The sequence below is a fragment of the Weissella diestrammenae genome (assembly GCF_014397255.1).
GTDB classification, from domain to species: Bacteria; Bacillota; Bacilli; order Lactobacillales; family Lactobacillaceae; genus Weissella; species Weissella diestrammenae.
The window spans coordinates 1,050,333-1,075,604 of sequence record NZ_CP060724.1 but is presented as its reverse complement, the minus strand read 5'-3'; the positions used below and the strand labels follow the sequence as shown (position 1 = coordinate 1,075,604).

General features: G+C 42.7%; 18 protein-coding genes, 1 tRNA gene and 3 rRNA genes. 1 reads left to right on the top strand and 21 read right to left on the bottom strand.

Going from position 1 to position 25,272, the window contains the following annotated elements; translation table 11 throughout:
- Positions 1-35: 35 nt before the first annotated feature.
- Together H9L19_RS05265 and H9L19_RS05260 are read right to left on the bottom strand one after the other, a co-directional pair.
- Positions 36-3,791 (bottom strand): KxYKxGKxW signal peptide domain-containing protein, encoded by a 3,756-nt coding sequence (locus H9L19_RS05265; protein ID WP_187528653.1) that lies wholly within the window; start codon positions 3,789-3,791, stop codon positions 36-38.
- 325 nt (positions 3,792-4,116) lie between these two features.
- Positions 4,117-4,986, bottom strand: coding sequence for a sulfite exporter TauE/SafE family protein (locus H9L19_RS05260; protein WP_187528652.1), 870 nt, complete (start codon positions 4,984-4,986; stop codon positions 4,117-4,119).
- A gap of 185 nt (positions 4,987-5,171) precedes the next feature.
- Here H9L19_RS05260 and H9L19_RS05255 point away from each other — a divergent pair, with 185 nt between their 5' ends.
- Positions 5,172-5,804, top strand: a complete 633-nt coding sequence (locus H9L19_RS05255) for an NAD(P)H-binding protein (protein WP_187528651.1) — start codon at positions 5,172-5,174, stop codon at positions 5,802-5,804.
- Positions 5,805-5,894: 90 nt separating this feature from the next.
- Here H9L19_RS05255 and phoU read toward each other — a convergent pair whose 3' ends face one another.
- The 19 genes from phoU to H9L19_RS05160 form a co-directional block, all read right to left on the bottom strand.
- The gene (gene phoU / locus H9L19_RS05250) at positions 5,895-6,569 is read right to left on the bottom strand and encodes a phosphate signaling complex protein PhoU (protein WP_187528650.1); all 675 of its coding nucleotides are present in this window, start codon (positions 6,567-6,569) and stop codon (positions 5,895-5,897) included.
- Positions 6,570-6,609: 40 nt separating this feature from the next.
- Positions 6,610-7,368, bottom strand: coding sequence for a phosphate ABC transporter ATP-binding protein PstB (pstB, locus tag H9L19_RS05245; RefSeq protein ID WP_187528649.1), 759 nt, complete (start codon positions 7,366-7,368; stop codon positions 6,610-6,612).
- A 12-nt stretch (positions 7,369-7,380) separates the two neighbouring features.
- Complete coding sequence (gene pstB, locus H9L19_RS05240; RefSeq protein ID WP_187528648.1) at positions 7,381-8,205, bottom strand: phosphate ABC transporter ATP-binding protein PstB; 825 nt, start codon at positions 8,203-8,205, stop codon at positions 7,381-7,383.
- Between the two features lie 13 nt (positions 8,206-8,218).
- Entirely contained in the window at positions 8,219-9,112 is an 894-nt protein-coding gene (gene pstA / locus H9L19_RS05235; protein ID WP_187528647.1) for a phosphate ABC transporter permease PstA, read from the bottom strand.
- 1 nt (position 9,113) lies between these two features.
- On the bottom strand, positions 9,114-10,031 hold the full coding sequence (pstC, locus tag H9L19_RS05230; protein WP_187528646.1) for a phosphate ABC transporter permease subunit PstC: 918 nt from the start codon (positions 10,029-10,031) through the stop codon (positions 9,114-9,116).
- Between the two features lie 12 nt (positions 10,032-10,043).
- On the bottom strand, positions 10,044-10,916 hold the full coding sequence (locus tag H9L19_RS05225) for a phosphate ABC transporter substrate-binding protein PstS family protein (protein WP_187528645.1): 873 nt from the start codon (positions 10,914-10,916) through the stop codon (positions 10,044-10,046).
- A 334-nt stretch (positions 10,917-11,250) separates the two neighbouring features.
- Positions 11,251-12,021 (bottom strand): TIGR01457 family HAD-type hydrolase, encoded by a 771-nt coding sequence (locus H9L19_RS05220; protein ID WP_187528644.1) that lies wholly within the window; start codon positions 12,019-12,021, stop codon positions 11,251-11,253.
- Between the two features lie 4 nt (positions 12,022-12,025).
- A complete protein-coding gene (locus H9L19_RS05215; RefSeq protein ID WP_187528643.1) occupies positions 12,026-12,631 on the bottom strand; it encodes a YutD family protein in 606 nt (201 codons plus the stop codon).
- 24 nt (positions 12,632-12,655) lie between these two features.
- Positions 12,656-14,029, bottom strand: coding sequence for a bifunctional metallophosphatase/5'-nucleotidase (locus tag H9L19_RS05210; protein ID WP_187528642.1), 1,374 nt, complete (start codon positions 14,027-14,029; stop codon positions 12,656-12,658).
- Positions 14,030-14,077: 48 nt separating this feature from the next.
- The gene (locus tag H9L19_RS05205; RefSeq protein ID WP_187528641.1) at positions 14,078-14,698 is read right to left on the bottom strand and encodes a metallophosphoesterase family protein; all 621 of its coding nucleotides are present in this window, start codon (positions 14,696-14,698) and stop codon (positions 14,078-14,080) included.
- A gap of 11 nt (positions 14,699-14,709) precedes the next feature.
- On the bottom strand, positions 14,710-15,801 hold the full coding sequence (locus tag H9L19_RS05200) for a M24 family metallopeptidase (RefSeq protein WP_187528640.1): 1,092 nt from the start codon (positions 15,799-15,801) through the stop codon (positions 14,710-14,712).
- A 146-nt stretch (positions 15,802-15,947) separates the two neighbouring features.
- Positions 15,948-16,499 carry a ribosome hibernation-promoting factor, HPF/YfiA family gene (gene hpf, locus H9L19_RS05195; protein WP_187528639.1) on the bottom strand — a complete coding sequence of 184 codons (552 nt, stop codon included), beginning with the start codon at positions 16,497-16,499 and terminating at the stop codon, positions 15,948-15,950.
- A gap of 156 nt (positions 16,500-16,655) precedes the next feature.
- The gene (locus H9L19_RS05190; protein WP_187528638.1) at positions 16,656-17,321 is read right to left on the bottom strand and encodes a ComF family protein; all 666 of its coding nucleotides are present in this window, start codon (positions 17,319-17,321) and stop codon (positions 16,656-16,658) included.
- Between the two features lie 2 nt (positions 17,322-17,323).
- The gene (locus H9L19_RS05185) at positions 17,324-18,574 is read right to left on the bottom strand and encodes a helicase-related protein (protein ID WP_187528637.1); all 1,251 of its coding nucleotides are present in this window, start codon (positions 18,572-18,574) and stop codon (positions 17,324-17,326) included.
- A gap of 115 nt (positions 18,575-18,689) precedes the next feature.
- Positions 18,690-19,562 (bottom strand): phosphate ABC transporter substrate-binding protein, encoded by an 873-nt coding sequence (locus tag H9L19_RS05180; protein ID WP_187528636.1) that lies wholly within the window; start codon positions 19,560-19,562, stop codon positions 18,690-18,692.
- Between the two features lie 207 nt (positions 19,563-19,769).
- Positions 19,770-19,886: ribosomal RNA gene (gene rrf / locus H9L19_RS05175) — 5S ribosomal RNA — on the bottom strand.
- A gap of 93 nt (positions 19,887-19,979) precedes the next feature.
- A 23S ribosomal RNA gene (locus H9L19_RS05170) occupies positions 19,980-22,894 on the bottom strand.
- A gap of 257 nt (positions 22,895-23,151) precedes the next feature.
- Positions 23,152-23,224 (bottom strand) — tRNA-Ala (locus H9L19_RS05165).
- 76 nt (positions 23,225-23,300) lie between these two features.
- Positions 23,301-24,879 (bottom strand): 16S ribosomal RNA (locus H9L19_RS05160).
- Together the 16S, 23S and 5S rRNA genes with 1 tRNA gene alongside form the textbook arrangement of a ribosomal RNA operon.
- Between the last annotated feature and the right edge of the window lie 393 nt (positions 24,880-25,272).

Sequence of the window (25,272 nt, the reverse complement as noted above, 5' to 3'; positions counted from 1 at the left end):
TGATTTTTATCTCAACTTATCTTAACATTTGACAATTATTTTTCGTCAAAACGATTCGTGCGTTCCGTCTCTCGGCGCCGCTTAATCACCAAAAGCAATAACGTCGCAAGTAGGGTTGCTAACGCAATTTCTAATGCAGAAGCACTCACAGCTCGTGAACCCTGCAAATGCATATTATTCAGTGATTTTTTAATTTGGCTGTCAGTGCCATCAAGGGAATCAACAATTTCATCCTTTGCAGCATTAAGCACCTGATTGGTCACACCTGAAGGGGCAACAGTCGTTTGATTGTCACTACTGCTTTGTACACTAGTATCCACCAAGGCTGTGCTTTCCTGCAAATTATTAGCGACGCTTAAACTTGTCACACCAGAATCAGTGATATCACTAGAATCATTGATTTCTGACTTTTGGCTCGCTTCGTTCGCACGATTAGCGACTTCAGCGGCTACCCGCACGTCATAATTAGCTTGTTCAATCACCGCAGCAGCACTCGCAGCGATTTCAGCCACACTATGGGCCACGTCAGCAGCACTTGAAGCAACCGATTCCGCATTCTTGGCATCCGTAGCAGCACTAACAGCTGTTTCAGCCGCAACACTGGCTGTATTATTCAATTGATCCGCCAATGACGTATCACCTGTTTGTGCGGCCTCAATTGCGGCACTCGCAGCTGAACTTGCCTCACTCGCAGCATTATTGGCAACGACTGCGGCACTGGCTGCAACTGAGGCCGCAGAATTTGCGACACTTGCAGCCGATTCAGCAACACTTGCGGCTGAACTTGCAGCGTTAGCAGCAGCACTAATTACCGCATTATCAGGGTTTGAACTTGCTAATGCAGCGATCTCGTCTGCTATTGATACAGTCTCAGTCGTTAATTGACTGGCCTCACTCGTTGAACTTGCTGCTTGATTTGCATCGCTAGTTGCTTCTGACGCATAAGATGCGGCATTATTGCTAGCTATATCGGCTTCTTGTGCCGCACTACTTGCAGTTGATGCATATTGCGTGGCGTCATCAATCGCTACCGTTTCAGCGTTTGCTGCTGATGAAGCATTAGAGTTAGCCTCTGATGCGACAACCGCAGCGCTTGAGGCAACACTTGCAGCAGAAGAAGCAACATCAGTCGCTACACTTCCTTGATTTGCAGCGCTTGAAGCAACTGAATTAGCTGAATCTGCAACACTTGCAGCACTTGAGGCGACGCTCGCAGCACTACTTGCTAAACTACTTGCACTTGACGCAGCAGAACTATTATCAGCGATAACAGCACTAGAAGCTGCCGCAGCAGCGGAACTTGCAACGTCAGCGGCGCTTGAAGCAACTGATGCGGCAGAGCTTGCAATGTCAGCGGCACTTGAGGCAACTGAAGCTGTACTTGACGCCGTACTTGACGCACTTGAGGCAACCGATGCGGCTTCACTTGCAATATCTGTAGCCGAATCAGCGACACTCGCAGCTGAATTCACTGTTGAATTTGTTGGATGGTCTGTCGCAATTGATGTCGCTTCGCTAGCAGACGAACTAGCCTCACTCGCAGATGAACTAGCGGCACTCGCATAAGAATCGGCAGCGTTAGCTGAACTCTCTGCATTTGAGGCAGCTTGACTCGCTTCTTGAGCAGAAGACGAAGCCTGATTTGCATTGCTATTAGCATTTTGGGCATCATCAGCAGCCTTTGTCCCTTGTCCATTAATAATTGCAGCTTGTAAGTTAGTGATAGCGTCATTAATCGCTTGCGTTGTCCCGTTGTCAGCAGCCGCGGCACTCACGGCGTTATCCAACGCCGTCTTGGCAGCTTGCACTGTCGCATCATCTGCGACATTTGCTGGTACGAGGACCGTAGCGGCGGCACTATTGGCCGCTTCACGTGGTGCGACTTGACTCGCAACCAACGTATTCAAGGTCGTTTGGGCCTCACTTACCCCTGCTTCTTGTGAATATGGCGCAGTGTCTGAATTAACGGCATCAAGGCTACCTTCTAAGGCCGTCTTTGATTCATCAGCTTCATCATCAGCCGTTGTAATTGCGGCTTGTAAGTTAGCGATGGCATCATTAATTGCTTGGGTTGTTCCGTTGTCAGCAGCCGCATTCACGGCGTTATCCAACGCCGTCTTGGCAGCTTGCACCGTCGCATCATCTGCGACATTCGCGGGAACTACGACCGCAGCGGCAGCACTATTGGCCGCTTCACGTGGTGCGACTTGACTCGCCACCAACGTATTCAAGGTCGTTTGGGCCTCATCAACAGCTTGTTTTGCGGCATCGAAGGCACTTTGCGTCGCATTTTCATCCGCTAAGATCCTTTGCGCATTAGAAACGGCAGTTTCTAAGCTTGTCTTGGCCTCACTTACCCCTGCTTCTTGTGAATATGGGGCGGTGGTAGTATTGTAATTCGTAATCGCATTTTCTAAGTCTTTTTTAACTGCTTCTAACGCTGCCACACTTGCAGCCGAGTTAGCAGTCTCTGCTGCTGAAGAAGCAAGACTAACTAGAACATCTAAATGAGAAGTTGCCCGACTTGCATCATCTGCAGCGGAAGACGCTAAACTCGTATTAACATCAGCAATGCTGGCGACACTATTAGCCGCAGAGACTAAGCCATTAGCTAGTGATGTTGCCGCGTCCATAACGCTCTTTGCTGTACTCATTGCAGCTGAATTATTAGCTGTCGCAGCCGAATTATATGAGGCTGTCGCACTTGATAAAACATCATAGGCGCTATTGGCAGCATCAATTGCAGAATTGGCCTGGCTAGCGGCACTGCTTGCTACACTAGCCGCACTACTTGCTACGCTAGCGGCACTGATAATGTCAGCATGAATTGAATTAACCGCCGATTGAGCGCTTGCGGCCTCTGAAGCGGCACTACTAGCAGTACTTGCAGCAGAACTAATCAAACTATTATCGGGTAAACGCTCTGCCAAGCTATTTGTAACACTAGCGGCCTCTGAAGCCACTTGGGCCGAGCTACTAGTCTCACTAGCAGCTTGACTTGATGCGATAGCTGAGCTACTTGCAGCATCTGCATAACTATCAGCATGATTATCGACATTAGCCACATGAAAAAGAACATTTGTAAAGTAAACACCTAAAGTTGTCACACCAGAAGTTCCATAACCTGATTCTGCCACATACGCCACATTAGGCGTCGTATCATGAACACTTGTCCATTCTAATGAAACTTGCTGGCTTGCAATTTGGTCTTTAGGTGGTTGGACACTACCCTGGGCATATGTGATCTGCTTATAGTCGAGGCCATTGTTAGACAAATTAATTGACGTTAATCCTGATAACAGATTTAAATAAAGCGTATTAAACAATTGTGCTTTAACATAAGTATCAGAAACGCCCGCAAATACGCCCCGCAAATTAACAGATGTCACATGATTATCAGCCATAATTTGCTCTAAATAAACAAGTTGAGCCATCACAGTCGGTGAACCAGCGCTACTTGAATTAGTTGTCATCCACGCTGACAGACTCGTCTGACTAAAATCCGCAACACCATTAACGCCCTGCGCTGCACTGATGACGTCTGATTCAAATGATAATTGTGATATAGTTTGTCCAGCATTAACCCCCGATTTAAAGGTATAAGAGGAACCGGTAACATCAGCTGAAACCGTCGCCCCCCCATTAATACTATTTAATGGCATCTGCATCATCACAGTACCACCCAAAGCGACGGTAATTGCTGTCAAACCGGCAGCAACCCAGCGCTTTCCATCCTTATACATTTTGAAACGTGTAATACTTTTTTCATCATTATTATTTGAATTAAACATTTAAGTACCTCCAAAAAGTGAATATCTTCACTAATCCATACCAATCGATCGACTTGTTAGCGTTAACATTGAATTGTGTATCAAGCCATCAAATACTTTCGTCATTTAGATCTTATTTTCTTAACATTTTGTTAATATTTATCTTTTACGTCAAAAAATATAACACTTACAAAAAATCAATTCAAATAATAAGTCTTAGAAAAATTGGTTGAATTTTTAGAAACCGTTTTCATGATGATTGTTCTTATACCACGATCATAATCGTATATTGTGAAAAAATTATAAAAAAGCATCGATAATATCTATCGATGCTCTTATTTATAAATTAATGTCGTATTGATTCTCGAAACAAACTATATGCTGTCCACAATGCTAACCCCACGATTGCATATCGTAGCAACGTTGTATCAATATGTTTAACTAATGTTGCTGCAATGACAACTCCTACGACGCCCCCAATCACAATACCAAATAATCCTTGCCACTGGACACGTTTTGTTTTTACGAAATTAATGGTTGCAGCGAACATAATCATGGCAGCATCCATCATCATCACTGGAAATGCAACAAGCGGATTGACCCCCATCAATGCAAAGAATATCAACTCAGGTGTATAGTTCCCTAATCCAATAGTCATTAAGATACCGATCCCTAAATTGAAAATCACACCCACTACTAGCTGCCATCCGACTAAACCGTGACTCGTAACCGGAATATTAGGCGACGTTAGTGTGTTGACCAGCATAACGATAGCAGCGACTGTTAATGTAATCGACAAGCCACGTTGTATCATTCGAGCATTCCAATTCATAGTGATTTTGGTTCCAATACCTGCACCAAGCATGGCGGCCAACGTCATCGGAATTAATGTGGTGAGGGAGACTTTGACAGCGGTCAAGAAGAATGATGCTTCGACAATCACCGGAATCGCATGCGCTGCATTCATCGTCCCGGGCAGTTGCCGATCATCAGCCATATGTCCGGTCAATTTAAAGGCGGTCGTTGTTGTCGCAAAGCTACCAATTCCAATCGTATCGCCAAAATCAGTAATCAACCCAATTAAGAATCCAGACACAAACTTTTCTTTGATGTTAATCCGGTTAACATACATCTGATGAGCAAATAGCACGCCTAAAAGAAAAATCGCAATTATCAAAATCAATTGCAAGCCATGTAGAATTAATTGTTCATTCATTACAAACCGTCCCCTTTATATCATCCTAATAGCTTAACATCTAATCAAACGACAACCAACCATTTTTGGTTAATAAATTTGATTAACCTCAGTTCGTCAATTTATTTAGTATGATTATTCTAGCGAATGACTTACAATTAGTATATAGAACTCAATATAACTATTTGATCATGAGGAGGAAAACTATGAAAATCGCAATTATTGGTACAACTGGCATGGCCGGCCAAGCCATTTACCTTGAAGCAGTCAAACGTGGTCATGACGTTACTGCAATTGTCCGTGACGGCAAGAAAGCACAGACTATATTGGGCGCGTCGACACAGTTACTCACAAAAGATATTTTTGACTTAACATCAGATGACTTAGCCAATTTTGACGTCGTAGTCAATGCCTTTGCAAACCATCAAGCATCTTACTTAAACTTAGATGCCCTAACCCACTTACTACATCTTTTCCGTCAATCAGCCAAACGCATCATCTTCATTTTAGGGGCTGCCTCACTGCAACTTAATCCAAACGAAATTCTGTTTGATCGATTGAAACAAGTCCCCGATAATGCTGCCTGGATTGACGAACCTCGGTATGGGGTCCTTGAACTCGACATTTTGCGTGCAACGCCCGATGTCAATTGGACCGGTGTATCACCACAACAAGACTTTATTCCAGGGCCAGCCAGTGCCTACAAAACTTCCGATGACTCAATTATTTTTGGACGTGATGGCAAGTCACATGTCACGGCCGGTAATATGGCATTAGGTATCTTAGATGAAATTGAAACACCGCAACATTTGCGTCGTCGTTTTACGATTTCCGACTAAATAAAAAAACGCAGCATATCAATCAATGACAAACTATGAAAGTGACTATCACTTCTAGCGCTAATTGTTTGAGGCTGCGTTTTTATTTGTTTAAATAAAGCTTGATGTGCCTGGGTTTAATTCAACAATTTTACCAGTTCGCTTGTAAATAATCCATTCAGCGATATCTGTCACATAGTCAGATGTCCGCTTTAAATAACCGGCAACGACCAGATAATCTGTAGCTGCTTCAACAGTTTCAGGATTAGCCTTCATCGCATCAATTGCCATGTCACGAATACTACGGGTGTCTTTTGCCACTTGATGTGACACACTTGACATTGAATTAGCACCCATAGCGTCATCACTAATATAGTATGTCAAAACATCGGCAACCATTTTAGCGACCAAGGTACCTGTCTCACCAATTTGCTTTTCAATCTCAGCCACTCGTTGATTACCTTTAACGTGAATTGTTGACAAAGCAATATTTCGTGCGTTATCACCAATTCGTTCGACAACTGATACCGCCTTTAGAATCGTCACAATTTCACGTAAATCAGTCGTGACCGGTTGGTAAAGTGCAATCATTTCAAAGCTCTTTTTTTCAAGGGCAATTTCACGCTGATTAATGGCTTGATCGCCATCAATAATTTCTTGTGCCCCTTGACGATTATGGTCTAAAAAGGCTTGCACGGACCTTTGAATTGTCTCGGATACCAACAATCCCATTTCCTTAAATGATGTATCTAAATCGGCTAATTCTTCATCAAATAAACGTCGCATACCATCATTCCTCCTATTTCATTACATATTTTTTTTACTATTATCCAAAACGACCCGAAATGTAATCTTGCGTCATTTGTTGTGTTGGATTCAAAAATATTTTTTTAGTGTCATCCACTTCAATCAAATTGCCTTGATTGAAGAAAGCTGTGCGATCCGAAATTCGTGATGCTTGTGACATTGAATGAGTCACAATAATCATTGTGTATTGATCGCGCAATTGAATTAACGTATTCTCAACCATATTAGCTGAAACTGGATCTAGGGCTGAAGTTGGTTCATCCAAAAGCAAAATTTCTGGTGACGTTGCCAAGGCGCGTGCGATTGACACACGCTGTTGTTGGCCACCCGACAGAGACAAAGCTGATTTATGTAAATCATCTTTAACTTCATCCCAAATTGCAGCACCTTTAAGTGAGGTTTCAACCCGTTCGTCGAGGGTCATCTTATCCTTCACACCAGCCGTTCTTAAACCGAAAGCCACATTATCATAAATTGAAAATGGAAAAGGATTAGGTTGCTGAAATACCATGCCGATGCGCTTACGTAAGTTAACGGTATCCATTGTAGGTGCATACATATTTTCACCGTTTAATAAGAAAGTACCAGTAACAGTGACATAATCTGTTAAATCATGCATGCGATTCAACGCCCGCAGATAGGTCGACTTTCCAGAACCAGACGGTCCAATCAACGCAGTAATACCAAACTGATCGTAATCAAGATTAATACCATGCAAGGCTTCTTTCTCCCCATAATAGAGGCGGACATTTTCAGTTACTAATTGCTTTTCAGTCATTTATCGCTACCCCTATCCAAAGTTTCCGTTCACATAATCAATCGTTCGTTGCACTTTTGGCCGTGTAAATATCTTACGCGTTAAATCATACTCGATAACCTCACCCATGTGGAAAAATGCTGTGTAATCAGAGACACGTGCAGCTTGTTGCATATTATGCGTCACAATGATAATTGTATATTTTTGTTTCAGCTCCAATAAGGTATCTTCAATCTTAGCTGATGAAATGGGGTCAAGGGCTGATGATGGTTCGTCCAATAACAAAATATCGGGTTGTAAGGCAATTGCTCGAGCAATCACTAACCGTTGTTGTTGTCCCCCTGATAATGAAAGGGCTGACTTATCCAAATTATCTTTGACTTCGTCCCACAGTGCTGCTTGGCGTAAACTTGTTTCAACACGTTCAGCCAATACATTTTTATCTCGAATACCATGTTGTTTCAACGCAAATGTAATATTCTCAACAATTGATTTGGCAAACGGATTTGGCCGTTGAAAGACCATCCCAATATGCTTACGCATTTCATAAACGTCAATCTTTGACGAATTAACGTCCAAGCCGCGATAAATAATCTGCCCATTCACCGTCCCAACTGTGTCATTCATGCGATTCAATGATCGAAGAAAGGTCGACTTACCTGAACCAGAAGCGCCAATCAAAGACGTGATTTTAAACCGTTCGAATTTTAAATCAGCATTCTTTAAGGCACGTTTTTCGCCATAATAAACTTCTAAATCCTTAGTTGATAATGCAATTTCATGCTTATCAGTATTCATTTCCATAATATAGCGTTCAGGCATTTCATCCGAAAACACCAATGGTTTATTTTCTGTCATGATTACAATCCTCTTACTTGCTTGACGTTAAGTGCCGGAACAGTACTTTAGAGATATAGCGAGCAGCAAAATTAAAGATTAATACTGCAATAATTAACACTGCAGATGCACCAGCTGATACATCCGCGGCATCTGGCATAATCCCTTCCGAATTAATTTTCCAAATATGAACAGCTAACGTCTCGGCTGGCCGCATCAAGTTTAATGGTGATGATACATCAAATGGATTCCAATCAGCAAAATTCAAAGCTGGTGCTGATTGACCAGCCGTATAAATCAAAGCAGCCGCTTCACCAAAGACACGACCTGCAGACAGCACAACCCCAGTGACGATGGAAGGCAATGCTGCTGGCAAGATAATATGTCCAACTGTCTCCCAGCGTGATAACCCTAAGGCTGAACCCGCCTCACGTTGCAAGTCAGGAATCGTCCGTAGAGATTCTTCAACAGAACGCGTCAAGAGTGGGAGATTGAAAAATGTCAATGCAATGGCACCTGACAACAATGAGAAACCAAGTTTAAATTGCACAACAAACAATAAGAAACCAAACAAACCAACAACAACTGATGGTAATGATGATAGGATTTCAATTGCTGTTCGGATTAACCCAATGACCCGTGATTTCTTTGATGCGTATTCATTTAAATAGATACCTGCACCTAAAGCAATCGGAAATGAAATGAGCATCGTAATCAACAGCAAATAAATTGAATTGAAAAGTTGAATACCAATTCCCCCACCTGCAACGAACGATTTCGCTGGTGATGTCAAAAAGTGCCAAGATAAGTGTGGCAATCCTTGGAAGAGAATATAGCCCAGCAAGGCTACCAAAACTAAAATCACAAAACCAGCAATCAAATATAAAATACCAGTTGCAATTTTATCAGCACGACGTGGATTTAACATTCTACATTGCCCCCTTCTTTCCAATTGCACGGATGACTAAGTTAAAGACTAATGACATGAGCAATAGAATTAAGGCCAATGACCATAACGCGTTGTTTTCTAATGATCCCATTACTGTGTTTCCAATTCCTTGGGTTAACACTGATGTCAATGTCGCAGCCGGTGACGTTAAATTATGTGGCATTAAGGCCGCATTTCCGACCACCATTTGAACGGCTAAAGCTTCTCCGAAGGCACGGGCCATCCCAAACACGATGGCTGTTAAAATACCTGGCGTAGCAGAACGCAAAATCACTTTATAAATCATTTGCCAACGCGTAGCACCTAAAGCTAATGCGGATTCCCGATAATGTTTTGGCACAGCTCGCAATGTATCAACAGTCATTGACGTGACCGTTGGTAAAATCATTACAAATAGGACAAATGAACCAGCTAAAATACCGAAGCCAGAACCGCCAAAGAGCTGACGCATCACTGGCACAACCACCGTTAAGCCAATAAATCCATAAACAACCGAAGGAATACCAACTAATAATTCCGTCACTGGTTGGAGAATTTTTGCACCACGCTTAGGTGAAATTTCGGTCATAAAGACGGCCGTACCAATCGCAAATGGGGTCGCAATCAAAGCAGAAATCAAGGTAACCAAGAATGAACCAACGATCATTGGCGCAGCTCCAACATATGGATGACCTGCCTTATCAAGTTGTCCAGGTGCCCACTTACTACCTGTTAAGAAGTCCCAAAAATTAACTTTATTAGTAAAGAAGGTTGCGAGCCCTTTTGAAGCAACGAACCAAAAAATTGAAATAACGACGAAAATAATCAATGCTAATGCTGACATTGATAATATGCGCCCAAAACGATCTTTTTTTGTAGCAGCACTAGTTTTAGTCAGTGCTTCACGAATCTCATCCATGTTTTTTCCCCATTATTTAACTTTTGAAATTTGACCAGCAACGTTCCGCTGAACTTGCATATCGTGAATTGAAATATATCCAAGACGCGGCACAACCGTTTTTTGAATTTTATTTGATTGAAGATAATCTAAAAACTTTTGTACATCGGCACTCGGCTTACCCTTGGTATATACATGCTCATATGACCAAATTGGATAAGCGCCGGAAATGACATTAGCATTTAATGGTTTAACATCATTCAGTGTTGGTACAGTGACCACATCATCATCTAAATATGAAAATGCCACATAGGAAATGGCACCGGGAGTTGAAGCAACAATTGAACGTGCCGTTCCTGAGGAATCCTGTTCTTGTCCATCTGCTGACGTACTACCATTCAAACCGTACCTTTCAAATGTAGCACGTGTCCCTGAGCCTGCCACACGATTAACCAAGACAATGGGTAAATTCTTACCGCCAACTTGCTGCCAATTTGTCACCTGCTTGGTAAAAATAGCGTTAAGCTGTTGTGACGTTAGATTTTTAATCCCTGCTTGTTTATTCACAATCGGTGAAATTCCCACAACTGCTACCCAATGGTCAACGAGTTGTTTTGCTTTAATGCCCGCCTTTTCTTCAGCAAACATATCCGCATTTCCTAAGTCAACTGCACCTGATTGAACCTGCGCCAAACCAGTACCAGAACCCCCACCTTGAACATTCACGAACACACCTGGTGTTTCGCGCTGATATTCTTCACCGGCGGCTTCAATCATTGGCTGCAACGCCGTCGATCCCACCGCATTAATGTTGACTGATTTTTGTCCATCATGATTGAGATACGCATATGTGATGGCCGCCACAGCAGCAACTGCTACCGTGCCCCATAACCATTTTTGTTTCATGTTCCTAAGTCTCCTCAAACGTTGTCAATCAATTCAAACCGCTCATGGATTAATAATGATTTTTAACATCATCAGTTAACCACCCAACAGCTTTTGAAGTGTCGCCCGTTTCCATAAATTCATCTACTATAACACCATGTTCTATTATCTTATTTTTTTTCACAAGAGACCATAACAACTTTGTAAAGATTATTGTTACATTGCAATAATTATGCCTCATAAACTTGTTGTTTGAGGCTTTAGCGTGTAACAAAAAAGACTTCAATTAATATGAAGTCCCTCATTATCATTAAAAAACGTTAAATGTCTTAACTTTATTTTTATCTAACACGGTCTACAGTTGCCAATCGTCTAATGAATCAACTGAATAGGTTGGTTGTTTTGATAATGCCTCAACTTGATTGCGTTTTGAAACACCGCTATAAACAAGTAAGGTATCCATGCCAATTTCTAAGCCTGCACGAATATCAGTTTGGTAATTATCACCCACCATAATGACTTCGTCCTTTTTGTAGCCAGTTCGTTCTAACGCCCCCAACATAATTGGTGCATATGGTTTCCCAATGATGACCGGTTCTTGCTGCGTTGCGGTTTGGATAGCCGCAACAATTGACCCGGCACCGGGAATAAACCCTCGCTCATTAGGAAGGTTTGTATCAACATTGGTCGCCACAAATTTAGCACCATGCTGAATTGCAAGCGTTGCTTGCATTAAATCTTCATATTTCAATTCACGATTCAAGCCAATAACTGCAACATCTGCATCCCCAGCTGTCACAATTTCAAAGCCCTTATCTGCCAATGCCTGATGAAGCCCGACTTCACCCAAAACAAAGACTTTTTGGACATTTTCTAGACTAGCCACGTAGTCAGCCGTTGCCATCGCTGATGTATAAATTTGATCGACCGTTGTTTCAATCCCATGCTGTTCAGTTAAAAACGCAGCAACCATTTCTGGCGTTTTAGTCGCATTATTAGTAACAAACAAATAATCCGTATTTTTTGCTTTTAATGACGCAATAAAACGTTGGCCGCTTGGAAAACTCTCTGTGCCTTTATAAATGGTGCCATCCAAATCAATAAAGTATGCTGCATATTTTGACATCAAATTACCCCTCATCACTAACCCGATTCCGAATTTCGAATCGACGTTTACGATTATTTCCCTTTGTAACTGCTTTACCTTGTGCCTTTTGACGCACTGTCTGTCGATTTGCCACTTCTTTTTTTTGTTCTTTTATGACTGGCCCACTCTGATTTTGATGGGTACTATTACTCTGATTTTGATGTTTTCGCCCACCACGTCGTCGTGGCTTATGCATTGCCGGTTCATCAATCTCTTCAATCACATGTGGATTCAAGTTTTCTAATACAAAATATGGTGCCCCAAAATTGATATTTTCATACAAATAATCTTGTAGCGCACCAATTTGTAGTGCTCTTGATACCCCAGTTTTTCCCTCTTCGTACAAGCCATGCAAACGTAGCTGATCTGCTGCAATATCGCCAACGATATAATCATATTTTTCTAAAAACTCACTAAAACGAGCTGCTAACCGATCATCTGAATATGCATCTCGATAATTAGCAACCAATCGATATTGACGATCATTTATCATCAAATCGTCCACATTATTACCATGCACAATGGTTGTTTGTGCCATCCGTTCAAGTGTCTGAGCTTCAGCTAATTCTTTCATTCTTTCGCGATCCACAAATTCACCGCCTTTCTGAATAATTTATCTCAATTGTTTCTTTAAATACGTGGCAAAGTCCTCTCGAAACACTGTATCATACGACAAGACGTTTTGACCAGCTATTTCCAAGGTTGGAAAATAAGGCAGGAGTAAATAATGATCGAGACTACCGATAGCATACTGCTTTTGCATCTCAATGGGCACGTTATGAACGTAAACTTGTTGATCGGCGTCCATCGTCATGCCATCAAAGACTATTTCTCCCCAGTGATTTCCTCGAAAGCCCATTCCTTTAACTTTTTCACCCAAAAGAAAACGGCGTGATTTCTTAACTTCCAACATCAAGCGCCTCAAGTCGGCACCAGACAATACCGTTCGCATGGCATGAATCGCATGCGGTAGCATCGTATGAATTGTTTTAGCGGTAATTCGACCAGCAGGCAAATCGGTTAAAAATAATCCTGTCGATAGCATCGCAATATCCGTATGTGTCTGAGCTTCAAGCGCTTTTAACCCTAAATCAATCAAACGATTGGGCGCATCTAATTCTCGTTGATAATTAACCGCTGATGTCCCCACAACAATTTTATCTAGTTGCTCATCCCCACTCACTTCATAGCTTCGACTTTCCGTCTGATCATTCTTTTGTGCTGGTAATTCATCAGTATTAATTGTGTGCGCTTGTAACTGCATCAACTGCCCATTTTCAACGACTAATTCAACTTTACCAATATGTTCACCATAACGACCAGCAGCCGCTAAAATGGCATTACCGTGTCTTTCACCATGTGGTAAATGATGGTGTGTATGCGCTCCTAAAATGACTTGAATCGCTGAACACGTTTCAGCAATTCGACGATCAACTAGAATGCCCAAATGCGATAATAGAATATTAAAATCAGTCTGACCTTCCAAATCACGTAAAACATTTTGTAATGCCGTTTGAATCTCAACTGGTTGCCAATCAAGTAACGGGTATGTTAACTGGTAAGGGGCGGTTAGCCCGATAATACCAATGCGCGTACCTGCCGCAGTCGTTATAATTTTATAAGGCAATGCCCATCTTGGCCTTTGATGTGTTCGTGCATCAATGATGTTTGACACAATCACTGGAAAATTTGCTTGCTCATACAACTGATTCAACGCGTCATGTGGGATGCCTAAGCCCTCATTATTACCAATCGTCACAGCATCATAGTGGACTTCATTCATCAACGCGACATTAGCTTGCCCCATTGTGGCCTCAGTTAACGGGTGATAACGATCAATCGCGTCCCCAATATCAAACGTTAAGACAGATACGTTATCCCGCCGTAAATTGGCTTGCTGGCTCGTTAGGTAACGTCTAATTTTAGGCCACCGTTCTAAATGAGAATGTAAATCATTAGTATGCAGAATTGTAATTCGTTCGCGCATAATATCCCCTTTCTACATTCAATTGATGCCATTTGATTGATTCAATTCTTAGCGCATTTTAGCAAACGCATCATGCTTACGCTGAATAATTCTCTCAATCATTTTAAGACTAAGCGGTGTGCCGAATGGTGGTCGCTCTAGTGCTGTCAAATAATCTAAATCTGCACTATCGACACCAATGTTAATATTCTCTTGAATTGGCACACTGGCATGATGAATATGGCCATGTAAATTAATGCTTGATTGCGTTTTGCCAAACAATATCGGATAATGCGTCAAAAAAAACTGATGATGATTTGCCTTTAAAATGATACCAACATCATGAAAGACAAATTTTGGTTGACCGTCGGCCAATATTTGATTGTGAACAGACAAAAATTTAAACAAATCACGCGTGTCATGATTACCCTTAATAAAAATTAAATGGCCGTTCAATGCATACAATAATTCCAATACCATTTGATAGCCTTTTCGAGCTGGCTTTATACCATTCAATAATGCGATATCACCCAAATGATAAACGGTATCGGTTGGTTTAACTTGCTCATTCCAAGCCGTCATCATCGCCAAATGTTCTGCCTCAATGTGAGTGAATGGCCGCGGTGAAAAATGTTGGCTTGTCAATAATTCGGCATGGAAAAAATGTGTATCTGAGATGAAATATTGCATTTATCCCCCTATTAATTGATCACAACTAAATCCTTAGTAATTCCAGCAGTCAAATTTTCAAAGCCATCAGCTGTCACAATAATATCATCCTCAATTCGAACACCAACGTGATTGGGCACATAAATACCAGGTTCAATCGTCAACAACATGCCTGCTTCGATTTGGTCGTCTGAATTAGCCGAAACTGCTGGTCCTTCATGAATAGCTAGACCCACTCCATGTCCAGTCGAATGGTTAAACTCCTTACCATACCCTGCATCAGCAATGATTTCCCGAGCTGCCTCATCAATACTGGTACCTGAAATACCAGCCTTAATCACTGAGATCGCCTTCTCATTTGCGGTTTTAACAATGTCATAAATTTTTCGACTCTCATCATCAATCTGTCCCACAGCGAAGGTCCGCGTAATATCAGACGTATAACCATCAACAAAATAACCAAAGTCAACGGTCACCAATTCACCGGGCATAATCTTTTTATCTGTAGCTTCACCATGTGGTAATGCGCCACGCACGCCTGATGCCACAATTGTATCAAATGATGCCTTTTCCGCACCACGGGCTTTAACCAAACGATCCAATAAATTGGCAATCTCTCGTTCTGTCATACCAGCATGTAGCATTGGTAACATTTCATTGTACGCATCAACTGACACTTGTGCTGCACGCCGTAAGGCTGCTAATTCATTGGCATCTTTCACTTGACGAAGCCAACCGACTAATTCAGGAACTGGAACGATATCTGAATCGGCATCCACGCCTTCAAATGTTTCATCTAGAAAGTCAAAAATTCGGAATGGTAATGATTCTTCAAAGCCGAGATTATTAATCTTATATCGCTTGGCAACTAACATGGCCACACCATAATAGTCACGCGTAATTAAGAGTTCCACGCCTTCTGGTAAATGATCACGGAAATCAGTTTCATAGCGGGCATCTGTAATTAGGGCTGTTTGATCCGGCCCGATTAATAAGACACCATCACCGGTGCCACCATAAAAGCCAGTCAAATATTTGAGATTGTCCCCATCAGTAATTAAAAAACCATTGATGTTGAATGCTGCTAGATTTTTTCTAACACGTGCAATACGTTCTGAATACATATCATAATCCTCACTTATAATTGATTTACTAACTATTATATACCAGTCTCTTACTAAACCGTTTGAATCGATACAATCTCACAAGCTTACCATTAAAAATAAAAAAGCCAACCGCAAAAATCGATTGACTCTTTTTCTAAATACACTTATAAATCAGTATCAATTACCGCATATTTACCGTCATTTCGCTTATAGACGACTGCTGGAATTTCAGTCTCTGCGTCTAAGAACACAAAGAATTCATGACCTAATAAGTCCATCTGCAAAATAGCTTCTTCAACATCCATTGGCTTTAATGCTACGTGCTTTGTTCGCACAATTTCAAGTTTTTCATCATCTGTGTCATCTGGATCGACATCAGCAACAAAGGTGTCGATACCTTTATAACCCTTTTCACGAGACTTCCGATTAACCTTGGTCTTGTACTTTCGAATCTGACGTTCCAATTTTTCTGACACAAAATCAATGGCTTGATACAAATCAGCCTCAGTGTCCTCGGCTCGTAATAGCAAGTAAGGCAATTGAATCGTTACTTCGATCTTAAATGTTTTCTCTTGATAAGACCGTAAGTTAACATGCGCAACATACTTGTTATCATCACTCAAATAACGTTCCAAACGTGTCAAACGCTTTTCCACGTATTCTTTAATAGCTTCAGTGACTTCGATATTTTCACCACGTACAATAAATTCTAGCATAGCGACAATCTCCATTCTTTTTGTTCTGTCAATTGTCAGTAACAAACAATTGACCCACCTAAGACAACCATTCTCATTTGATACTCATCTTAGTAACTATATTGTAACATTTTTAAACACTAATTAAAACGCTTTCACAAACTATTTAATTCCAATTCATCTAGCTAGTGTAATTGAACATACATTCTTCACACCGTTTGCATACAATAAATCAGCGGCATGATAAAGTGTGCGTCCCGTTGTGTAAACATCATCAACTAACATAACCTCTTGGCTGCGGACGACTTCAGGTGTCACTTGTAATATGAATGGTTGTCGCGTACTGAGTCGTTCTCGCCGATTTTTTTTGACTTGGTTGTCCTTTTGAATCCATCTAACTTTCAACCACTGCTGATACTTAACGTGTGATAACAGACCTTCAACCTGATTAAAACCACGTTCATGCAGTGTGTCCTCAGCCGCTGGAATCGGTACAATAATTCGTCGTCCTCGTAAAGCCCGACTCATCTCAGCGCAAAATATGTTTTTTAAATGATATCCACCTTCAAATTTATATGTCCGAAAATATGTTTGCATTATTGTGTTGTATTCATATAAGGCCTGATTATTTAATAACTGCTTGCCATATCGTTGCCATTGTAAGCAGTCATCACAAAGCGTATCTGCTGATTTACCACATCCTAAGCACACATGCTTAGGATCAATTGGACAAAATTGATGCTGACAATCACTACATATGAATTGATCAACTTGTGTTCGATTAAATAATATTTGATCAATCTGATAAAATGCTGGCATATCGCCACCACAAATTTCACACATCGTTACCTCAACGCATTTAAATATTTAATTTCATTATTTGCAGCCAGTACCGAATAACACACTTCAGACACAATGGCTAATACTAACCCCGTTGGTCGTTCAATACTACGACCACAACGCCCAGCAATTTGAATTAATGCCGTCTCATTAAATGGCAATTCATCTGCCCCCAAAATAATGACATCAATGCCGACAAAGGTAACACCACGTTCTAAAATTGTCGTCGTTATCAACCCAAGCAGTTTCTTCTCTCGCATCTGTTCTATCAGTTGATGTCGTTTTGGACTATCGGCATGTACCATGCCTATTGAAATAACATCACTAATCTGATTATATATCAATTGTAAATCGGTTACTTGAGGCACAAAAATCAAAAATTGTCGTTTAATCTGTTGATACTGTTTTAATCGATTCTTGATATATCTCGGTAATTGATGTCGCCAATAGCGACTCACTTTAATCGTCAACTGCGGCAAGTGATGCCCATGAAATCGCTGCGTTAAAATTGAATACGTAAGTATCTGCTGCCTTACTTGCTGCATTAATTGTTTGCTCGGCGTCGCGGTCAGATAGAAGATACTGCCCTTTTCAAGCAATGCTTGTTGTACTGCCACTTGCAAACGCTGATCGTTCACATAAGGAAATGCATCACCTTCATCAACAATAATGACATCAAACGCAGCCTTAAAATGCATTAACTGATGTGTTGTTGCAATGAGCAATTGCGTGTAGCGATAATGTTCTAAACTATCACCATAGCAACATACTGAATCGATTAAAAAAAATTGATGAATTCGTTTATTGAGTTCAATCACAACATCTACCCGTGGCGCGACAAGTGCAATTCGCTTTTTTTGTTGAATTGCTTGAATTAGTAATGGAAATATCATTTCCGTTTTACCAGCCCCAGTCACTGCATAGGTCAAATGCGAACTATGATTTGTAAGGGCCTGCAATTGGGCTTGGCTAATTTGTTTTTGTGCGGGGGTCAATTCTCCAGTCCAACTACAAACTCGAGTTGGTAAAATAAAAGCGTGAGGTTCAGGTAAATAGCCAAAATACTGTGATTCACGCACACGTCCTAAAAGATGGCAATGCCAACAATAGCGTTCCTCATTTGGTAATCGCCATTGTTTTTTGATATCACCCAAACAGCGCTGACATTGATTATTTAAAATTGCCGGTGAGATTTCAACATCAGAACGTGGTGTTTCTAATTTAACTTGTCGGCCATAAAATAATTGAATCGTCATCTCTCAAGCTCCTTGATAATAAGGTGCCTTTTGCATGAAATATGTGACAAAAAAACGAGATTGAACTAAACTTCAGACTTCGAAGTTTAATTCATTTCGCTTTCTATTCATGGATTTACTTTACAACTGTCCCATCAGCATCTTTTGTGACTTTCATGCTCTTGACTGGAATATAACCTAGCTTCTTCGTGACAGCTTTTTCAACTGCTTTTGAAGTCATAAACTTAATAAATGACTTTGTTGTCTTATCTGGTGATAGCGTCGTATACATATGCTCATATGCCCAAATTGACCACTTATTTGTGGTAACATTTTTATTTGTTGGTTTGACGTGATCGATTGATATTTTCTTCAAATTCTTGGCGGACTTACCATTTGTATATGAAAAGGCGAGATATGAAATCGCACCTGGTGTCTGACCAACAATTTTTTGCACTGCCCCATTATCATCTTGTTCTTGAGCAGTTTTTACTTCAGTCCCACCCATCACCGCTTGTTCAAATGTTGTCCGCGTGCCTGAACCTTGTGCGCGATTAATTAAGACAATTTTTTCATCATTACCGCCGACTTCTTTCCAATTAGTAATTTTACCAGCGAAAATATCTTGTAATTGTTGCTTCTTGAGGTTTTCAACTTTAATGTCTTTATTCACAACAGGGGTGATACCAACTACAGCCACCTTATGATCTTTAAGCTTTGACGCGTCAATTCCTGATTTTTGTTCAGCAAAAATATCCGAATTTCCGATTGTCACTCCACCTTTACCAACTTGGCTGAGGCCAGCACCAGATCCACCCCCCTGAACTGTAATTGATGCACCTGAGTGTGAGTCGCTATACATTTCTCCTGCCTCAGCTGCTAATGGTTGAAGTGCAGTTGAACCGACTGCCAACACCTTTTGAGCTGCTCCCACAGCCGGCAAGCCGGTTGCTAGCACCGCTGCACCTGCCATGGAAACCAACAATCCCTTAAAAACCAATTTCTTCATTATATTTCTCCCTTTTTTCCAATAGATGTAGTTAAGCTGATTCAACATTAATGGTATGGTAGTAGAACTTAGGAACTGAATCAAACTTAACTACAAGTTCTATTGTAGTGATTGTATGTAATGAATAGTGGCATAGTTTAATAAACATTATGTAAAGGAAAAATATACAATAAAAAAATACCCATCAAATTGATGGGTATTTCATTTGCATCGCGACTTCCTATCCTCGCAGGAAGCGATCCTCCAACTACTTTCGGCGTTACTGAGCTTAACTTCTGTGTTCGGTATGGGAACAGGTGTGACCTCAGTGCCATCGTCACGACACGTTTATTAAATTGAGAAGTTTAATCCTCTCAAAACTGAATCATATTGTTTGTAAATTTGTGAAATAAATTGAACCACCACGTTTTATTCAACTTGGTTAAGTCCTCGAACCATTAGTACTAGTCCGCTCCATGCCTCGCGGCACTTCCACTTCTAGCCTATCTACCTCATCATCTATAAGGGGTCTTACTTCTTTCGAATGGGAAATCTCATCTCGAGGCGAGTTTCACACTTAGATGCTTTCAGCGTTTATCTCATCCGTACATAGCTACTCAGCGATGCTCCTGGCGGAACAACTGATACACCAGTGGTACGTCCACCCCGGTCCTCTCGTACTAAGGGCAGCTCCTCTCAAATTTCCTACGCCCGCGACGGATAGGGACCGAACTGTCTCACGACGTTCTGAACCCAGCTCGCGTACCGCTTTAATGGGCGAACAGCCCAACCCTTGGGACCGACTACAGCCCCAGGATGCGATGAGCCGACATCGAGGTGCCAAACCTCCCCGTCGATGTGGACTCTTGGGGAGATAAGCCTGTTATCCCCAGGGTAGCTTTTGTCCGTTGAGCGATGGCCCTTCCATGCGGAACCACCGGATCACTAAGTCCTACTTTCGTACCTGCTCGACCTGTTAGTCTCGCAGTCAAGCTCGCTTGTGCCTTTACACTCTGCGAATGATTTCCAACCATTCTGAGCGAACCTTTGAGCGCCTCCGTTACCTTTTAGGAGGCGACCGCCCCAGTCAAACTGCCTGCCAGACACTGTCTTCCATCACGATTAGTGATGCGAGTTAGAGTGATCATACAACGAGGGTAGTATCCCACCAACGCCTCCATCGAAACTAGCGTTCCGATCTCTACGGCTCCTACCTATCCTGTACAAGCTGCACAAGCACTCAATATCAAGCTACAGTAAAGCTCCATGGGGTCTTTCCGTCCTGTCGCGGGTAACCCGCATCTTCACGGGTATTTAAATTTCACCGAGTCTCTCGTTGAGACAGTGCCCAGATCGTTACGCCTTTCGTGCGGGTCGGAACTTACCCGACAAGGAATTTCGCTACCTTAGGACCGTTATAGTTACGGCCGCCGTTTACTGGGGCTTCAATTCGCACCTTCGCCGAAGCTAAGCACTCCTTTTAACCTTCCAGCACCGGGCAGGCGTCAGCCCCTATACGTCATCTTACGATTTTGCAGAAACCTGTGTTTTTGATAAACAGTCGCCTGGGCCTATTCACTGCGGCTCAGCTTGCGCTGAGCACCCCTTCTCCCGAAGTTACGGGGTCATTTTGCCGAGTTCCTTAACGAGAGTTCACTCGCACACCTTAGGATGCTCTCCTCGACTACCTGTGTCGGTTTGCGGTACGGGCAGGTAAACACTAACTAGAAGCTTTTCTCGGCAGCGTGACATCATGGACTTCTCTACTTAATTTCGATCCTCATCATCGCTTGTTCTTATAGGGATAAGCATTTAACTACTCCCAAAACTTACGATTTAACCCAGCATTTCCATTCGCTGGGATCCATTAGCCTTCTGCGTCCCTCCATCGTTCAAACATGTTCACCTGGTACTGGAATCTCAACCAGTTATCCATCGACTACGCCTCTTGGCCTCGCCTTAGGTCCCGACTAACCCTGGGAGGACGAGCCTTCCCCAGGAAACCTTAGTCATACGGTGGACAGGATTCTCACCTGTCTTTCGCTACTCATACCGGCATTCTCACTTCTATGCGCTCCACCAGTCCTCACGGTCTGACTTCATCGCCCATAGAACGCTCTCCTATCGCGCCAACTTAGTTGGCACCCGTAGTTTCGGTGGTGTGTTTAGCCCCGGTACATTTTCGGCGCAGAATCACTCGACTAGTGAGCTATTACGCACTCTTTAAATGGTGGCTGCTTCTGAGCCAACATCCTAGTTGTCTATGCAACTCCACATCCTTTTCCACTTAACACACACTTAGGGACCTTAACTGACGATCTGGGCTGTTCCCCTTTCGACAATGGATCTTATCACTCACTGTCTGACTCCCGGACATACGTAATTGGCATTCGGAGTTTATCTTAATTTGGTAACCCGAGATGGGCCCCGCACCAAAACAGTGCTCTACCTCCAATACGCTACATTCCGAGGCTAGCCCTAAAGCTATTTCGGAGAGAACCAGCTATCTCCAAGTTCGATTGGAATTTCACCGCTACCCACACCTCATCCTAGCATTTTTCAACATGCACAGGTTCGGGCCTCCAGTGCGTCTTACCACACCTTCACCCTGGACATGGGTAGGTCACCTGGTTTCGGGTCTACAACTACATACTATGACGCCCATTTCAGACTCGCTTTCGCTTCGGCTCCGGTCTTTCCACCTTAACCTTGCATGTAATCGTAACTCGCCGGTTCATTCTACAAAAGGCACGCCATCACCCCTTAACGGGCTCTGACTTCTTGTAGGCACATGGTTTCAGGAACTTTTTCACTCCCCTTCCGGGGTGCTTTTCACCTTTCCCTCACGGTACTGGTTCACTATCGGTCACTAGGTAGTATTTAGCCTTGGGAGATGGTCCTCCCAGATTCCGACCGGATTTCACGTGTCCGGCCGTACTCAGGATCCTACACGGGAGATTGCATGCTTTCGTTTACAGGGCTATCACCTTGTCTCGCGTGGCTTCCCAACCACTTCAACTAACATACAATTTTGTAACTCCACAACGGTAGTCCTACAACCCCAAAGTGCAAGCACTTTGGTTTGGGCTCTTCCGGGTTCGCTCGCCGCTACTGACGGAATCGATTTTTCTTTCTACTCCTGCTGCTAATGAGATGTTTCAGTTCACAGCGTCTACCTTCAACTAGTCTATAGATTCAACTAGTGATAACTTGCATAACAAGTTGGGTTCCCCCATTCGGAAATCCCCGGATCAAAGCTTACTTACAGCTCCCCGAGGCATATCGGTGTTAGTCCCGTCCTTCATCGGCTCCTAGTGCCAAGGCATCCACCATGCGCCCTTAATAACTTAACCTATCAACTGACGTTGATGATTTAAGTTTTGAGTATGTGACATCTTTCAGTCACTTGCGATTATCACGATATTGCTATCGTGATGAACTTGTATAAAAACTCAAAATAACGCGGTGTAATACACTGTCAATTGTCTTGCGACAATCAACTCTTGATTACTCGGTTCAATTTATTGATTTTCAATAATTTGAAATTTTAAATTTACTAATATGATTCAGTTTTCAAAGAACTAATGATATTGGCAACCGAAGTTGCCAATGGAGAATAGCGGGATCGAACCGCTGACCCCCTGCTTGCAAAGCAGGTGCTCTCCCAGCTGAGCTAATTCCCCAGATGATACTATTGAGTGTAAAACACTCAAAACTAAATAACGTTTCAACGATGTGCAAGTTTCCGATTTTCCTTAGAAAGGAGGTGATCCAGCCGCAGGTTCTCCTACGGCTACCTTGTTACGACTTCACCCTAATCATCTGTCCCACCTTAGGCGGCTGGCTCCTAATAAAAGGTTACCCCACCGACTTTGGGTGTTACAAACTCTCATGGTGTGACGGGCGGTGTGTACAAGACCCGGGAACGTATTCACCGCGGCGTGCTGATCCGCGATTACTAGCGATTCCGACTTCGTGTAGGCGAGTTGCAGCCTACAGTCCGAACTGAGACAAGCTTTAAGAGATTTGCGCACCCTCGCGGGTTGGCGACTCGTTGTACTTGCCATTGTAGCACGTGTGTAGCCCAGGTCATAAGGGGCATGATGATTTGACGTCATCCCCGCCTTCCTCCGGTTTGTCACCGGCAGTCTTGCTAGAGTGCCCAACTAAATGCTGGCAACTAACAATAAGGGTTGCGCTCGTTGCGGGACTTAACCCAACATCTCACGACACGAGCTGACGACAACCATGCACCACCTGTCACTTTGTCCCCGAAGGGAAAGCACCATCTCTGGTGTGGTCAAAGGATGTCAAGACCTGGTAAGGTTCTTCGCGTTGCTTCGAATTAAACCACATGCTCCACCGCTTGTGCGGGTCCCCGTCAATTCCTTTGAGTTTCAACCTTGCGGTCGTACTCCCCAGGCGGAGTGCTTAATGCGTTAGCTTCGCCACTTAGGGGCGGAAACCCCCAAACAGCTAGCACTCATCGTTTACGGTGTGGACTACCAGGGTATCTAATCCTGTTTGCTACCCACACTTTCGAGCCTCAACGTCAGTTACAGTCCAGAAAGCCGCCTTCGCCACTGGTGTTCTTCCATATATCTACGCATTTCACCGCTACACATGGAGTTCCACTTTCCTCTACTGCACTCAAGTCATCCAGTTTCCAAAGCAATTCCTCGGTTGAGCCGAGGGCTTTCACTTCAGACTTAAATAACCGTCTGCGCTCGCTTTACGCCCAATAAATCCGGATAACGCTTGGAACATACGTATTACCGCGGCTGCTGGCACGTATTTAGCCGTTCCTTTCTGGTAAGATACCGTCACACACTGAACAGTTACTCTCAATGTCATTCTTCTCTTACAACAGTGTTTTACGAGCCGAAACCCTTCATCACACACGCGGCGTTGCTCCATCAGACTTTCGTCCATTGTGGAAGATTCCCTACTGCTGCCTCCCGTAGGAGTATGGGCCGTGTCTCAGTCCCATTGTGGCCGATCAGTCTCTCAACTCGGCTATGCATCATCGTCTTGGTAAGCCATTACCTTACCAACTAACTAATGCACCGCGGGACCATCTCTTAGTGATAGCATGACCACCTTTTAAGTGAGAACCATGCGGTTCTCATTGTTATACGGTATTAGCATTTGTTTCCAAATGTTATCCCCTGCTAAGAGGTAGGTTTCCCACGTGTTACTCACCCGTTCGCCACTCACTGCAATGTCTGAATCAAATCTGAGCAAGCTCTTCATTTCATCAAACCACAGTGCGTTCGACTTGCATGTATTAGGCACGCCGCCAGCGTTCATCCTGAGCCAGGATCAAACTCTCAATTTAAATTGATCAGCTTGAGTATAACTCAATCTTTTTTTGTTGTTTAACAGATGTTAAACGAATTTACTAGCGAAATTGACTTCGCAAATGTTTGTATCATTTTTACGTGATACACTTGCACATTTGTTTCATCGAAACGTTATTTAGTTTTCAATGTTCTACGTTGTTGTCTCAATCAGACAACTTTTATATCTTACCAAAGCGTGATGACAATGTCAACAACTTTGATGATTTATTTTATCGACGTGATGTCATAAAGCATCGCAATTCGACTTAACTAATATACCTCATTCTAAAACGTTCGTCAACTGCTAAAACCCATTAGTTTTTTCCGAACATTAGTCGATCACATCGCAAATTCGTACCAGACCGCTCGCGCCATGGTAATCGCCACAT